We start from the raw sequence: 12,940 nt of genomic DNA, 5'->3' as shown, positions 1-12,940 counted from the left end.
CTCCATGAAATGGTTGTAATTATAGTAAAGTCGGCAGGCGGCTACGGATTACTCGTGAATCTGCTTCCTCGGCATAATGTTGACCGTTTCATGCAGTTCAGACCACACCAGCACGGCTTCACCTGATTGTAGTTGGCGTTTGACGTCGGCGACTTTTTGTTCGAGCGAACGTTCATGTTCACCATAATCGGTGCCTTCGCGCAAGACAAAGCTTTCAATCAAATTGTCCAGCGCGTCCGGGGAGATATCTTGCCAGGGGATAATCATGATGATGCCTCCAGATACGTTGTCAGCCAGTCCGGGATTCTTGATTCCAGCCACATCTCAGGACGGCGCACCGTGCCACCTATAAATCCGACGTGGCCGCCGTGTTCAGTAAGCTGGTACTCCACCTGTGAGGGCAGATTTTCCGGTTTCGGGATCACATGATGATCCATAAACGGATCGTCTTTCGCATGGATAATCAGCGTTGGTTTGGCGATCCGATTGAGCAACGGCATGGCGCTGCACTGGCGGTAATAGTCTATAGCATCGGCGAAACCGTGGATTTTGGCGGTGATTAGATCGTCAAAATCGCGAATGCGGCGCAAAGATTTCAACTGGGCCAGACTCACCGGCAACGAACCTGGATAAGCTTCAAGCTTCCGTGAGGCATTGGCTTTCAACAGATTGAGCAGGTAGCGCTGGTAGACCCGGGAGAAGCCCTTGTCCATATGGTAGCTACAGGCTTCCAGCACGAAAGGTGCAGAAACGATAACCGCCGCATCTATCGGAATATCGTTGCCTTCTTTTGCCAGCAGGCAAGCCAGCATGTTTCCACCGAGTGAATAACCTACCGCCGCGGTCGGTACGCGACCGAACTCACGCTCCAGCCAGTGTAAAAACCAGGTGCCATCTTCTGTTTCACCGGAGTGATAAATGCGGTTCAGACGATTGGGTTCGCCGCTGCAACCGCGAAAATGCATTACCACGCCCAGCCAGCCGCGCTTTTGCGCTGCTTCAATCAGGCCATGTGCGTAGGGGCTGTTCAGACTGCCTTCCAGACCGTGAAAAACCACCAGGCGCGGTTTGTGTTTCGCCTGTTGCGGATCTTCACTCCACGCCAGATCGACGAAATCACCGTCGGGCAATTCCAGACGCTGCCAGTGGGCGTCGAACTTCACCTTGCGGCGAATTAAACGCGGCAGCATCGTCTGCAGATGGCGGTTACTGATACCGCGCATCGGGCGGAATTCTCGCGAATCGTCGGTAGGTGGGGTCATTTCTGTGGACGTGATTTCAACCATAACACCGGAGCAATTAATAATCGGAAAGAATAACTATACCGCGCACAGCGCGTGCGGGTTAGCCAATATGTGATTTTGTCGCTAGTCAGTCAGCAGGTTACGCGAGAAAAGATGAAAATCGACGTTGGGTTTACGTCGCCACAGGCGGGCTTTACGCGTCCCTGTCGCCACGCTTTCTCCGGTATCTTCAAACATTCCTGACGCTTCAAAGCGACGAATCAGACTTTTACGCTGGATCGACTGGCCGAGGATCACCTCAGTGGCTTCGAGCAGTTGCCCATGGGTAAATGTCTCCGGCAAGCAGTATACAGGCAGGAGTGAGTACATCGTTTTTTGCCGTAAGCGATGCAGGGCCGCCGTAATGATATCTCCGTGGTCGAACGCGAGTGAATAATTTTTCAGCTCATCAACCGGGACCCAACGGGCATTGCTGACGCTGGCGATATGGGGCGCGCAGTCTACCCAGGCGATTAGTGCAAACCAGGTGACCGTCAGGCTCCAGCCGCGCGGGTCACGATCAGGGCCGGAAAAGGTATCCAGTTGTTCCAGCCACGAAGGCGAAACGCCTGTTTTTTCGGTGAGTTTGCGCAGCGCGGTGGCGCGGGTTGAATCATCGTTTTCGATATCAATAAAGCCGCCGGGTAATCCCCAACGCCCTTTTTGCGGCTGGTTTGCCCGCTCGACCAGTAATACGCACAGCGCCTGCTGATGCAGGGTAAATAACACGCTATCTACCGTCACCAGAGGTGAAGGGAAGCGGCTGGCGTCGTACTGATTCAGGTAGTCGGCTTCGGTGGTCATAAGGTACTCACGATGATTTGTAACGCTGACAAGTGTACCAGCCCGACACCGGGGGGCAAGGTTCGTTTTTTCTCATTGCTTATCAGTGGATTAGCTCACGGCTTAAAAATAATTCATTTTATGCTTGCTTAATATGTGTCACAGGGACATTATTAATTGTGTCGAAGGGACACAATTAAGGGGTGAGCGCGATGAACATAAAATTGACACTAACTTTGGACGACCAGACCTATGCCGTTGCCAGCGGTGTTTTTCCTGATGGTGCTGTCTGGTTAAAAGTCACCGATGCGCTGCCAACCTTTGCTCGCCTGATGCGCATCCGTGCCACGGCTATGCGTGATATGAACGATTTTATGCTGCTGGCGCAACTGGTTGAGGCGGTACGTCATCAGACCGATGTACCGGTCAGCCATCTCGACCTTCCCTGGCTGCCGTGGGCGCGTCAGGACAGACATATGGTATCGGGTGACAGCTTTGCGCTGAAAGTCTTCGCCAGTCAGCTCAATACGTTGAAATTTGACAAGGTCAACGTGCTCGACCCGCACAGCGATGCGGCGGCGGCTGCAATCGACAACTTTGTGGCGATCCCCCAGGAGGTCTGCCTGATGCAAAGCGCGTCATTATCGCGGCTGTTTCAGCAAAACGCGCTGATGCTGGTTGCTCCCGATGCGGGATCGCTGAAGAAGATTGATGCTGTAGCCAGAGTAGCCGGTGTGGAGCAGTACGCCATCCTGAGTAAAAAACGTGATGTGGCAAGCGGCAGCCTGACGGGATTTGCGTTATTGGCTGGAGACGTCAGGGGGAGGGATCTGCTGATTGTTGACGATCTGTGTGACGCAGGCGGTACGTTTATAGGCTCTGCACAGGTGTTACGTGATGCTGGCGCCCGCAGTGTCAGCCTGTATGTCACCCACGGTATCTTTTCTAAGGGCGTTGATCACCTGTTTGCAAACGGTATTGACGCTATCTACACCACCACCTCTTTAGCTGCCCCAGCGTTGGTACATCCGCAGCTTGAGCTTATCGATATTGACGCGATTTACCGCGCCTGAGGGAGAGACTGATTATGAAAATGAACCCGATTCTGGCTATCGACGGCTACAAAGTTTCTCATCGCGTACAGTATCCGCAGGGTACCCATCGCGTGTATTCCAACTTTACCCCGCGCAGCGATCGCTTTTTCTCCTCGCCGTTGGCGGATGGCAAACTGGTATTCTTCGGCCTGCAGGGTTTTATGCAGTGGTTTTTAGTCGACCTGTTTAATGAGGCGTTCTTTGCCCGCCCGGAAGACGAGGTGGTCAGCGAATACAAACAGGTCATGGACAGCTATCTGGGCAAAGATGCGGTGGCGGTGGACCATATTCGTGCACTGCATCAGTTGGGCTATCTGCCGCTGCACATCAAGGCGCTGGATGAAGGCAGCAAAGTCCCGATGGCGGTACCGGTTTTAACTATCATCAACACCCAACCCGAGTTTTTCTGGCTGGTGAATTACCTGGAGACCGTGCTGTCGGCGGAGCTGTGGAAGGCGTCAACAAATGCCACGATAGCTCACCACTACCGCAAAATCTGCGCTCGCTGGGCAGAGCAAACCTGTAGCGACCTGACGCACCTTGACTTCCAGTGCCATGACTTTTCATTTCGCGGTATGTCCGGATTACAGGACACCATGCAGGCGGGCAGTGGGCATTTGTTGAGCTTTAAAGGGACCGACAGTATTCCATCTCTGCTGTACGCCCGCGATTACTACACCGACGGCGAGCCCTATTTTATCGGCGCCAGCATTCCGGCTACCGAACACAGCGTGATGTGTATGGGTGAGCGCGAGCATGAAATTGAAACCTTCCGCCGCCTGATTGCCGATCTCTACCCGCAAGGATTTGTATCGATAGTCTCTGATACCTGGGACTACTGGCAGGTGCTGACGGAATATACCCGTGAACTGAAGAACATCATTCTGGCGCGTGAAGGTCGGGTGGTATTCCGTCCGGATAGCGGCAACCCGGTGGAGATCCTGTGTGGTATTGGCGCAGATGAGGATACCCGCAGCGATCGTACCGCTCAGGAGAAAGGGTCCGTGGAAGTGCTGTGGGAGATTTTTGGCGGCACGATTAACGCCAAAGGTTACAAGGTGCTCGACCCGCATGTCGGACTGATTTATGGCGACTCCATCACCCTTGAGCGAGCGAATGAGATCCTGCGTCGTCTGGAAGCGAAAGGATTTGCCAGTTCAAACGTCGTATTTGGCGTTGGTTCTTTTACTTATCAATACAACACACGTGACACCTTTGGTTTTGCGATGAAAGCGACGTGGGGAGAAGTCGACGGCAAAGGCCGGACGATTTTTAAAGAACCGAAAACTGATAATGGTCTGAAACGTTCAGCCCGTGGTCTGCTTCGCGTCACACGTGATGAGCAAGGGGAACTGCGTCTGCATGACGAACAGACCTGGGAGCAAGAGCAGGAAGGGGAGCTGAAAACTCGTTTTCTCAACGGCAAGCTGTTTAACCGTGAACATTTTGAAGATATCCGCCAGCGTCTGGCGGCACAAAGCTAGTTTTCCGCAAGCGGGTAGCTTTACCCGCTTCCTCCTCCCTCCCGGCGTGAATTGATCATCGTCACAAATGGTTACTTCAATTATTACTCTCAAGCTAATGATGCTTTCCTACGCTTAATTGATGACTTTCTCACCAGGGTGCACACTCTTTCCAGTGTTAAGCAATCAAAATGATTAGCTGAATCAGGAGGTTAATAATGTTATCTGGGCAAACGCCAGCACGAGTCTGGAACACCCGTCGTACGGAAAAACAGCGCCGCCTGGCTTCCGTTCCGGTGCAGGGCAAGGTGCTGCCGACCGCAGACCTGACCGCGATGCTGGAAAAACTGATCGCGCCGGGTGACCGCGTGGTATTAGAAGGTAATAACCAGAAGCAGGCAGATTTCCTGTCCCGCATGCTGGCTGAAGTCAATCCGCAGATTGTCCACGACCTGCATATGATTATGCCAAGCGTCGGGCGCAGCGAGCACCTGGATATCTTTGAAAAAGGCATCGCCCGCAAGCTGGACTTCTCCTTCTCTGGTACCCAGAGCCTGCGTATTTCGCAGCTACTGGAAGATGGCCAACTGGAAATCGGCGCCATCCACACCTACATCGAACTCTATTCCCGTCTTTATGTTGACCTGGCCCCGAACGTGGCGCTGATTGCCGGTTATAAAGCTGACCGTAAAGGTAACCTCTACACCGGGCCGAGCACCGAAGATACTCCGGCGTTGGTGGAAGCCGCCGCCTTCCATGACGGTATCGTTATCGCGCAGGTGAACGAGCTGGTAGATGATGAATGCGACCTGCCGCGCGTGGATATTCCGGGATCCTGGATTGACTACGTAGTTGTCGCCGACAAACCATTCTTTATTGAACCGCTGTTTACCCGCGACCCGCGCCTGATTAAACAGGAACACATCCTGATGGCGATGATGGCGATTAGAGGCATCTACGCGGAACACCAGGTGCAGTCGCTGAACCACGGTATCGGCTTCAACACTGCCGCTATCGAACTGCTGCTGCCGACCTACGGCGAACAGCTGGGGCTGAAGGGCAAAATCTGTAAACACTGGACTTTGAACCCGCATCCGACGCTGATCCCGGCGATTGAAAGCGGCTGGGTAGAAAGCGTGCACTGCTTCGGCGGCGAGCTGGGGATGGAAGAGTACATCCGCGCCCGTCCGGACATCTTCTTCACTGGCTCTGACGGCTCTATGCGTTCTAACCGCGCCTTCTGCCAGTTGGCAGGGCAGTACGCGGTGGATATGTTTATCGGCTCCACCTTGCAGGTTGATGGCTACGCCAACTCATCCACCGTAACCCGCGGCCGTCTTTCCGGCTTCGGCGGCGCGCCGAACATGGGCCATGACCCGCACGGTCGTCGTCATGCAACGCCAGCCTGGCTGAATATGATCACCGAACCGGATCCGATGCAGCGCGGTAAAAAACTGGTCGTGCAGATGGTGGAAACCTTCCAGGCGGGCGTGAAGCCAACCTTCGTCGAAAAACTGGACGCGGTAGAGGTGGCGAAAGCCTCCGGCATGCCGCTGGCGCCGGTAATGATTTACGGCGATGACGTGACTCATGTGCTGACTGAAGAAGGTATTGCCTACCTCTACCGCGCCAAAGATCTCGAAGAGCGCCGCGCGATGGTGGCTGCGGTCGCCGGGATCACCGATATCGGTCTGGGCGTTGACGCTAAACGCGTTGCCGAACTGCGTCAGAGCGGCAAGGTGGTCTATCCGGAAGATATGGGCATTCGTCGTACCGATGCCACCCGTTCGCTGCTGGCAGCCGGTAGTGTCGCTGACCTGGTGGAATGGTCCGGCGGTCTTTACAACCCACCTGCGAAATTCCGGAGCTGGTAATGAAACTTCTGCCCCAGATTCAGGTTGAAGGCGGTGCCGAATGGCTGGCGCGAACCGCCACGCAGTGTCTGATTGACGAAGCACGATTAAGCCCGAAACCCGGTCTGGTGGACAGTCGGGGGAACGGCGCGCACCACGATCTTACGCTTTCGCTAATGGAGCGCTCCGCGCACAGCCTGACCCCCACGTTTCAGGCGCTGGCGCAGCAAAGCTGGCAGCGTCCAGCGGATATTGCGCTCAGACAAACCATAGGGCGACTCGGCCGTGAAGGCGAGCAGCAGATGATGGCCGCGACCCACGGCGTGAATACCCACCGCGGCGCGATTTGGGCGCTGGGGCTGCTGGTGAGCGCCGTGGCGATGCTCGGTGGCGGAGGTAGCGCCCAACAGGTTGCGGCTACCGCCGCAGAGCTGGCGAAGCTGCCGGACGATGCGGCGCCAAAAGTCTTCAGTAAGGGGCTTCGTGCGACGCACCGTTACCGCGTACCCGGCGCACGTGAAGAAGCGCAGCAGGCGTTTCCGCATGTGATGCAACGTGCGCTGCCGCAGCTGCGTTTAAGCCGCCTGAGCGGCAGCAGCGAAACGCACGCGAGGCTGGATGCGCTGATGGCGATCATGACCTCACTGACCGATACCTGTGTGCTGTCTCGCGCAGGGCTGGAAGGGCTTGATGCCATGCAGAACGGTGCCCGTGCGGTGCTGAATTCTGGTGGCAGCGCTCATCCGGCGGGTCAGGCGGCATTAGCGGAACTGGATAGCCAGATGCTGGCGCTGAACGCTTCGCCGGGCGGTGCCGCTGACCTGCTTGCCGCCACGCTGTTTCTCGATCGCGTCGAAACCACGTCGAATCGCCGTATTTAAAGCATTAAGAGGATGTTATGGAACACATTACGTTAACCGTACCGGCCAGCCGCACCTTAAGCGGCAAAGCGCTGGCAGGCGTTGTGGGCTCTGGGGATATGGAGGTGTTATTCACCGCCGACCAGGGCCAGACGTTAACCATTGATATCACCACTTCTGTCGATAACAGCACCCGTCGCTGGGAAGCGCTGTTCAACCGTCTGCAAACGGTCAGCAGCCTGCCTGCGGGCAAACTGACGATCCATGACTTCGGCGCGACGCCGGGCGTGGCGCGCATCCGTATCGAACAGGTTTTTGAAGAGGTGAGCTATGCGTGATGATCGCAGTTTTATCGAATTAAAAGCGCGCCAGCGTGCGCATGCGCTGCTGGACGAAGGCAGCTACCGTGAACTGCTTGACCCGTTTGAAGGCGTGATGTCGCCGTGGCTCGGCGCACAGGGCATTGTCCCGCAGTCTGATGACGGCATGGTGGTGGCGAAAGGCACCATTAACGGCAAACCGGCAGTGGTGGTGGCGATTGAAGGCGCGTTCCAGGGCGGCAGCATGGGCGAAGTGTCCGGCGCCAAAATGGCGGCGGCGCTGGAGCTGGCGGCGGAAGATAACCGCAACGGCATCCCGACTCAGGCGGTCCTGAGCCTGGAAACCGGCGGCGTGCGTTTACAAGAAGCGAACCTCGGTCTGGCGGCGATTGCCGATATCCATGCGGCGATTGTTGACCTGCGTCGTTATACCCCGGTGGTGGGCATTGTGGCCGGTACAGTCGGCTGCTTCGGTGGGATGTCTATTGCGGCGGCGCTGTGTAGCTATCTGATTGTCACCCGTGAAGCGCGCCTCGGCCTCAACGGCCCGCAGGTTATCGAGCAGGAAGCCGGGATTGAAGAGTATGACTCCCGCGACCGTCCGTTCATCTGGAGCATGACAGGGGGGGAAGTTCGCTACCAAAGCGGGCTGGTAGAAGCACTGGTCAACGACGGTGTGAAAGCGGTGAAAGCCGCCATGAACGAGGCGCTGGCCAAAGGCATTCCGGCAAAACATCGCACCGATAACTACGACTGGTATCTCGATCGCCTGAGCAACTTCGACACCCGCAAACAGGCCGATTCAGAACAGATTAGAGCGCTCTTCGCCCGGGAGGTGAAATGATGAGTAACGTAATTAGCCGTGGCGAATTATGGCTGGAAACGCTGGTGCCAAACGCTAAACGTATCGAGGGGCTGTGCCCGTCCGTACAGGCGGCAGACGGTGAATTGAACGGTGAAACCGCGCGTTTTATCGCGGTCGTTCCCGATGCCAATAACCATTATCCACGCGCAGCCAAAGGCGAAGTCGGTCTGCTGGAAGGCTGGACGCTGGCGAAAGTGGTGAGCGAAACCATCGCCGCCGATGCCGATAAAGCCGTCAAGCGCCCGATTGTGGCGGTGATTGACGTGCCGAGCCAGGCCTACGGTCGCCGTGAAGAAGGTTTCGGCATTCACCAGGCGCTGGCCGGCGCGGCGGCGGCATATGCCAATGCGCGTCTGGCGGGTCACCCGGTGATTGGTCTTATCGTTGGTAAAGCAATGTCCGGCGCGTTTCTGGCGCACGGCTACCAGGCAAACCGTCTGATAGCCTTCAACGATAAAGGCGTATTGATCCATGCGATGGGTAAAGAGTCGGCGGCGCGCATCACCCTGCGTACCGTTGAGGCGCTGGAAAAACTGGCGGCGTCCATTCCGCCAATGGCGTATGACATCAGCAACTACGCCACCCTGGGGCTGCTGGAGAATCTGCTGGATATCAGCAATCCGGATGCCCCATCTGCACAAGATCTGGCGCTGGTGAAAACCACGCTGCAACAGGCCATCAATGACGCTCGTCAGGACCCGACGCTGAAAAGCCGTCTGGGCGCTGACAACCGCCGCAGCTCTGCCCTCGTACGCGAACGCATGCGGGCTAGCTGGTAAGTAAAAAAGAGACCTGCCGGATGTACGGCTCCGTGGGCGCATACGCTGCGCCCGCGTGGGTCACTGCATCTGAAAAAATAATAATCATCGCGCCAGTGCTAACTTTTTTCATTACAGGTGAAATATGACTTACGTAATTGTTCATGCTCTTGCTCCGATTTTCGTCATCATGCTGCTGGGATTCTGGGCCGGGAAGGCCAAAATGGTGGACAACAAAAATGTCTCCCTGCTCAATATCTTCGTGATGGACTTTGCGTTACCCGCAGCGCTGTTTAGCGCCACGGTACAAACGCCGTGGGCGGGTATCGTCGCGCAGTCACCGCTGATTGTGGTACTGACGCTGGCGATGTGGATTACCTATGCCGCCATCTACTTTATGGCGACCAAAGTTTTCAAGAAATCTCCACAGGACGCCGCCGTGCTGACCCTGACCGTTGCGCTGCCAAACTACGCCGCGCTGGGCTTGCCGATTTTGGGTAGCGTGCTGGGTGAAACCTCTTCCACCTCGCTGTCCGTTGCCGTTTCCATTGCCTGCGGTTCCGTATTGATGACGCCGTTCTGCCTGCTGATCCTCGAACGTGAGAAAGCGCGCGCGGAAGGTGGAAACTCCGGTTCTACACTCTCCATGCTGCCGGTGCTGATGTGGCGCTCGATCAAAAAACCGATCGTCATGGGCCCGCTGCTGGGGGTCATCCTCTCCGCGATTGGTATTAAAATGCCGGAGCTGGTGCTGGCGGCGATCAAACCGTTGGGTCTGTCTGCTACTGCGGCGGCGCTATTCCTGACCGGCGTCATTCTTTCTGCGCGTAAACTGCAGATCAACACCGTGGTGATTACCTCCACCATCACTAAGCTGCTGATTCAACCGGCTATTGCCTGGGGTATCGTGCTGATTTTCGGCCTGCATGGTTCCGTGGCGATTACCGCTATCCTGATGATTGCGCTGTCCGCGGGTTTCTTCGGCGTGGTGTTCGGTAACCGCTTTGGCGTGCAGTCGCCTGATGCAGAAGCCGTGCTGCTGTTGAGCTCCGTACTGTGTATCCTGTCGCTGCCGCTGTTTATCTCGCTGACTTCAGGAATCTAAATCATGAGCACAACATTACGCCCACACGACCTTATCTGGCTGAACGCGCGCGACGCGCTCGAAGATGTCACGGAATCCTGGGTGGATACCGTCTGGCATAGCGGCCTGCCGGTGGTCGTACGGCGTGATGTTGATGCGCAGGGGCGTATTCCCGTGGGCGTCCGCGGGATGAAGCGCGACCAGCGCGCCGCCGGTTGGGTGAAAGCGGAGGCGGTTGTTCGCGTCTGCTCGCCGGAATCGCTGGTGGATACGCTGTCGCTGCTGCGTTCGCCTTTTATCTCTCAGCCACCGCTTCAGGTGGCGTTGTTATTGACGCAGCAGGCGTGGCCGTGGACGTGGGGCATCACCGGCAGTACCGGCTATGCGCTGGCTACCGGGATCCCGGTGATCCACGCGGCAAGCGATCTGGATCTGCTGATCCGCGCGCCTCAGCCGTTATCACGCGAGCTGTTGGTCAAATGGCAACAGCAGGTGGCGGGAGGGCTTTGCCGTGCCGATACCCAGGTTGAGACGCCCTGTGGCGCATTTGCCCTTAACGAATGGCTGCGCGACGGTAAAGCACTGTTAAAAACCGCGCAGGGGCCGCGTCTGGTGAGCGACCCGTGGAGCAGGGAGGAGTAATGAAAATTCTGTTTACCTTTCCGGGGCAAGGCACTCAGCATCCGGGGATGCTGCAAAACCTGCCGGGAACAGAGCTGGCGCAGGCACGGGAGGTGCTGGGCGCAGAGGCCGATACACTCGACACGCCGATGGCGCTACAGCATACCCGCGCGGTGCAGCTGTCACTGTTGATTGCGGGCGTTGCGTGGTCGCATGAGCTGGAGCGTCGCGGCGTGTCGCCGGATATCGTCAGCGGTTTGTCTATCGGCGCTTACCCGGCAGCGGTGCTCGCCGGGGCGCTGGATTTTGCCGACGCGCTGCGGCTCGTGGCGCTGCGCGGTGACTTAATGGAGCAGGCGTATCCGCATGGCTACGGCCTGACGGCGATTATGGGGCTAACGTTAAGTCAGGTGGAAAGTCTGGTGGCAGGCAGCGGAACCTATATCGCCAACCTGAATGCCGAAACGCAGATTGTGATTGCGGGTAGCGATGAAGCGATGGCCGATGTGGCAAAACGCGCGCTGGAGAAAGGCGCCAGCAAGGCGCACCGGCTGGCGGTGAGCGTGCCTTCTCACTGTGAACTACTGGCGGAACCGGCACAAAAGCTGGTTGAGGCTTTCAGTAAGGTGACGCTTTCTCGCCCACGCTACGCCTACCTCAGCGGCAGCACCGGGCGCGTACTGTGGCAGCCGGAGCGGATTGCTGACGACCTGGCGATGAATATGGCGCGTACCGTGCGCTGGCAGGAGGCGGTTATCTCCGCTAACGAACGTGAAGCGCGGCTGGCGATTGAAATGCCGCCCGGTGGCGTGCTGACCTGCTTAACGCGTCAGGCGGCGTGGGAAGGGGAGTCTGTTTCTCTGGAGCGCAGCGGCGTGGATGTTGCCGTGCATCTGGCGAAACGCCTTCGTGCGTGATGTGATTGCCCGATGACGTTGCGCTTATCGGGCCTACAAAACCGGCTCGAAACGCGTAGGCCGGATAAGACGCAAAGCGTCGCCATCCGGCAATCAGTCGTTTGGCTTAAGGCTGCGCGCATACATCCGCCCTTCGGCGGCCAGCGCCAACAGGCTTGGGTCACGCTCGCGGTTGCGGGCAAAGACAATCGCGATAAGCTGCTGCATCTGATAGGGCTCAGCCAATTTTTGCAGCTTCACGGTATTCTCATACATTTTCTTCATTCGCCCCGGCATCAAACAGAAACCAACCCCTGCCTGTACCAGACTGAGCATCGAGAAGATGTCGTTTACGCGGGTAACGATTTCCGGCTCAAACCCGGCGATATGAAACGCTTCCTGAAAACCGGCATAGGTGGCGAAGCCTTCCGCCAGTGAGACAAACTTCTCATTGCGATAGTGACGCAGGTCCGCCTTCATGGTGGCGTCCAGCGTAGCGGACATCGGCGCGGCGAGGTAGATATCGTCGTGGAACAGGGGCAGCACTTCGAGGCTGTTGCGGTCGATTTCGCTTTCTGAAATGGAAATCAGGATCGCGTCCAGCGTACCGTTTTCCAGCATCTTCAGCAGCGCTTCGTTGGAGCCCATGGTGAGATCCAGCTCCAGATCCGGGCGGCGCAGCTTCATGCCCATAATCAGGTGCGGCACCGTCTCCAGCGTCAGCGAGTAGAGCGTGCCAACGCGTAAACGACCCTGACCCACACCTGCCGTTTTGCGCGTCTCTTCCAGCCCGCGCTCCATCAGTTGGATGACTTCCTGGCAGTACTCCAGCAGCGTCCACGCTGCGGGTTGGGCGATAAGATTACGTCCTTTGTGAACGAACAGCGGGCAACGAACGTTCTCTTCCAGCGTGTGCAACGCCCGGTGAACGCTAACGCCGCTGATGTTCAGCGCCTCGGCGGTGCGGGCGATGTTACCCTTCTCCATAAAGGTCATGAAGATGGTCAGCTTGCGGAAGGTAATATCGTTGGTCGTCAGCTGATTCATCATCGTCTTCCCA

General features: G+C 56.9%; 13 protein-coding genes and 1 pseudogene. 10 read left to right on the top strand and 4 right to left on the bottom strand.

Features of this window, described 5'->3' with window-relative positions:
* Positions 1 to 48: 48 nt before the first annotated feature.
* The 3 genes and pseudogenes from OGY17_RS03360 to OGY17_RS03350 form a co-directional block, all read right to left on the bottom strand.
* Positions 49 to 267: a YheU family protein gene (locus tag OGY17_RS03360; protein WP_003023615.1), complete on the bottom strand. Its 219-nt coding sequence runs from the start codon at positions 265 to 267 to the stop codon at positions 49 to 51.
* A pseudogene (locus OGY17_RS03355) lies at positions 264 to 1,332 on the bottom strand (hydrolase). The gene OGY17_RS03360 and the pseudogene OGY17_RS03355 overlap by 4 nt, the downstream one beginning before the upstream one ends.
* Positions 1,333 to 1,367: 35 nt before the next feature.
* Positions 1,368 to 2,087 (bottom strand): NUDIX hydrolase, encoded by a 720-nt coding sequence (locus OGY17_RS03350; protein ID WP_286606394.1) that lies wholly within the window; start codon positions 2,085 to 2,087, stop codon positions 1,368 to 1,370.
* A gap of 191 nt (positions 2,088 to 2,278) precedes the next feature.
* Here OGY17_RS03350 and prs point away from each other — a divergent pair, with 191 nt between their 5' ends.
* The 10 genes from prs to mdcH all read left to right on the top strand — a co-directional run bounded on the left by prs (position 2,279) and on the right by mdcH (position 11,901).
* Entirely contained in the window at positions 2,279 to 3,139 is an 861-nt protein-coding gene (prs, locus tag OGY17_RS03345; protein WP_286606392.1) for a ribose-phosphate diphosphokinase, read from the top strand.
* Between the two features lie 14 nt (positions 3,140 to 3,153).
* Entirely contained in the window at positions 3,154 to 4,644 is a 1,491-nt protein-coding gene (locus OGY17_RS03340) for a nicotinate phosphoribosyltransferase (RefSeq protein WP_267438798.1), read from the top strand.
* 197 nt (positions 4,645 to 4,841) lie between these two features.
* Positions 4,842 to 6,497 carry a malonate decarboxylase subunit alpha gene (gene mdcA, locus OGY17_RS03335; protein ID WP_032945191.1) on the top strand — a complete coding sequence of 552 codons (1,656 nt, stop codon included), beginning with the start codon at positions 4,842 to 4,844 and terminating at the stop codon, positions 6,495 to 6,497.
* Positions 6,497 to 7,357, top strand: a complete 861-nt coding sequence (locus tag OGY17_RS03330) for a triphosphoribosyl-dephospho-CoA synthase (protein WP_267438797.1) — start codon at positions 6,497 to 6,499, stop codon at positions 7,355 to 7,357. The genes mdcA and OGY17_RS03330 overlap by 1 nt, the downstream gene beginning before the upstream one ends.
* Before the next feature lie 17 nt (positions 7,358 to 7,374).
* Positions 7,375 to 7,674: a malonate decarboxylase acyl carrier protein gene (mdcC, locus tag OGY17_RS03325; RefSeq protein WP_032945188.1), complete on the top strand. Its 300-nt coding sequence runs from the start codon at positions 7,375 to 7,377 to the stop codon at positions 7,672 to 7,674.
* On the top strand, positions 7,667 to 8,500 hold the full coding sequence (locus OGY17_RS03320) for a biotin-independent malonate decarboxylase subunit beta (protein WP_286606389.1): 834 nt from the start codon (positions 7,667 to 7,669) through the stop codon (positions 8,498 to 8,500). Before mdcC ends, OGY17_RS03320 begins: the two co-directional genes overlap by 8 nt.
* The gene (gene mdcE / locus OGY17_RS03315; RefSeq protein WP_267454277.1) at positions 8,500 to 9,300 is read left to right on the top strand and encodes a biotin-independent malonate decarboxylase subunit gamma; all 801 of its coding nucleotides are present in this window, start codon (positions 8,500 to 8,502) and stop codon (positions 9,298 to 9,300) included. Before OGY17_RS03320 ends, mdcE begins: the two co-directional genes overlap by 1 nt.
* A 124-nt stretch (positions 9,301 to 9,424) precedes the next feature.
* Entirely contained in the window at positions 9,425 to 10,384 is a 960-nt protein-coding gene (locus OGY17_RS03310) for an AEC family transporter (RefSeq protein ID WP_032945183.1), read from the top strand.
* A gap of 3 nt (positions 10,385 to 10,387) precedes the next feature.
* Positions 10,388 to 11,005 carry a malonate decarboxylase holo-ACP synthase gene (locus OGY17_RS03305; RefSeq protein ID WP_258884052.1) on the top strand — a complete coding sequence of 206 codons (618 nt, stop codon included), beginning with the start codon at positions 10,388 to 10,390 and terminating at the stop codon, positions 11,003 to 11,005.
* Positions 11,005 to 11,901 (top strand): malonate decarboxylase subunit epsilon, encoded by an 897-nt coding sequence (gene mdcH, locus OGY17_RS03300; RefSeq protein WP_032945181.1) that lies wholly within the window; start codon positions 11,005 to 11,007, stop codon positions 11,899 to 11,901. The genes OGY17_RS03305 and mdcH overlap by 1 nt, the downstream gene beginning before the upstream one ends.
* 93 nt (positions 11,902 to 11,994) lie before the next feature.
* Here mdcH and OGY17_RS03295 read toward each other — a convergent pair whose 3' ends face one another.
* A complete protein-coding gene (locus OGY17_RS03295; protein ID WP_057067186.1) occupies positions 11,995 to 12,927 on the bottom strand; it encodes a LysR family transcriptional regulator in 933 nt (310 codons plus the stop codon).
* Positions 12,928 to 12,940 lie beyond the last annotated feature (13 nt).

This window comes from Citrobacter sp. Cpo126 (assembly GCF_030332445.1).
Classification (GTDB): domain Bacteria; phylum Pseudomonadota; class Gammaproteobacteria; order Enterobacterales; family Enterobacteriaceae; genus Citrobacter; species Citrobacter portucalensis.
The sequence above is the reverse complement of the archived record's forward strand: the minus strand, read 5'-3'. Positions and strand labels throughout refer to the sequence as shown.

Excerpts from the sequence above, each read along its gene's own strand:
- mdcH (WP_032945181.1), top strand. The coding sequence starts at position 11,005 with ATGAAAATTCTGTTTACCTTTCCGGGGCAAGGCACTCAGCATCCGGGG.
- OGY17_RS03340 (WP_267438798.1), top strand. The coding sequence starts at position 3,154 with ATGAAAATGAACCCGATTCTGGCTATCGACGGCTACAAAGTTTCTCAT.
- mdcC (WP_032945188.1), top strand. The coding sequence starts at position 7,375 with ATGGAACACATTACGTTAACCGTACCGGCCAGCCGCACCTTAAGCGGC.
- mdcE (WP_267454277.1), top strand. The coding sequence starts at position 8,500 with ATGAGTAACGTAATTAGCCGTGGCGAATTATGGCTGGAAACGCTGGTG.
- OGY17_RS03330 (WP_267438797.1), top strand. The coding sequence starts at position 6,497 with ATGAAACTTCTGCCCCAGATTCAGGTTGAAGGCGGTGCCGAATGGCTG.
- OGY17_RS03295 (WP_057067186.1), bottom strand. The coding sequence starts at position 12,927 with ATGAATCAGCTGACGACCAACGATATTACCTTCCGCAAGCTGACCATC.
- OGY17_RS03350 (WP_286606394.1), bottom strand. The coding sequence starts at position 2,087 with ATGACCACCGAAGCCGACTACCTGAATCAGTACGACGCCAGCCGCTTC.
- OGY17_RS03310 (WP_032945183.1), top strand. The coding sequence starts at position 9,425 with ATGACTTACGTAATTGTTCATGCTCTTGCTCCGATTTTCGTCATCATG.
- OGY17_RS03305 (WP_258884052.1), top strand. The coding sequence starts at position 10,388 with ATGAGCACAACATTACGCCCACACGACCTTATCTGGCTGAACGCGCGC.
- OGY17_RS03360 (WP_003023615.1), bottom strand. The coding sequence starts at position 267 with ATGATTATCCCCTGGCAAGATATCTCCCCGGACGCGCTGGACAATTTG.
- prs (WP_286606392.1), top strand. The coding sequence starts at position 2,279 with ATGAACATAAAATTGACACTAACTTTGGACGACCAGACCTATGCCGTT.
- mdcA (WP_032945191.1), top strand. The coding sequence starts at position 4,842 with ATGTTATCTGGGCAAACGCCAGCACGAGTCTGGAACACCCGTCGTACG.
- OGY17_RS03320 (WP_286606389.1), top strand. The coding sequence starts at position 7,667 with ATGCGTGATGATCGCAGTTTTATCGAATTAAAAGCGCGCCAGCGTGCG.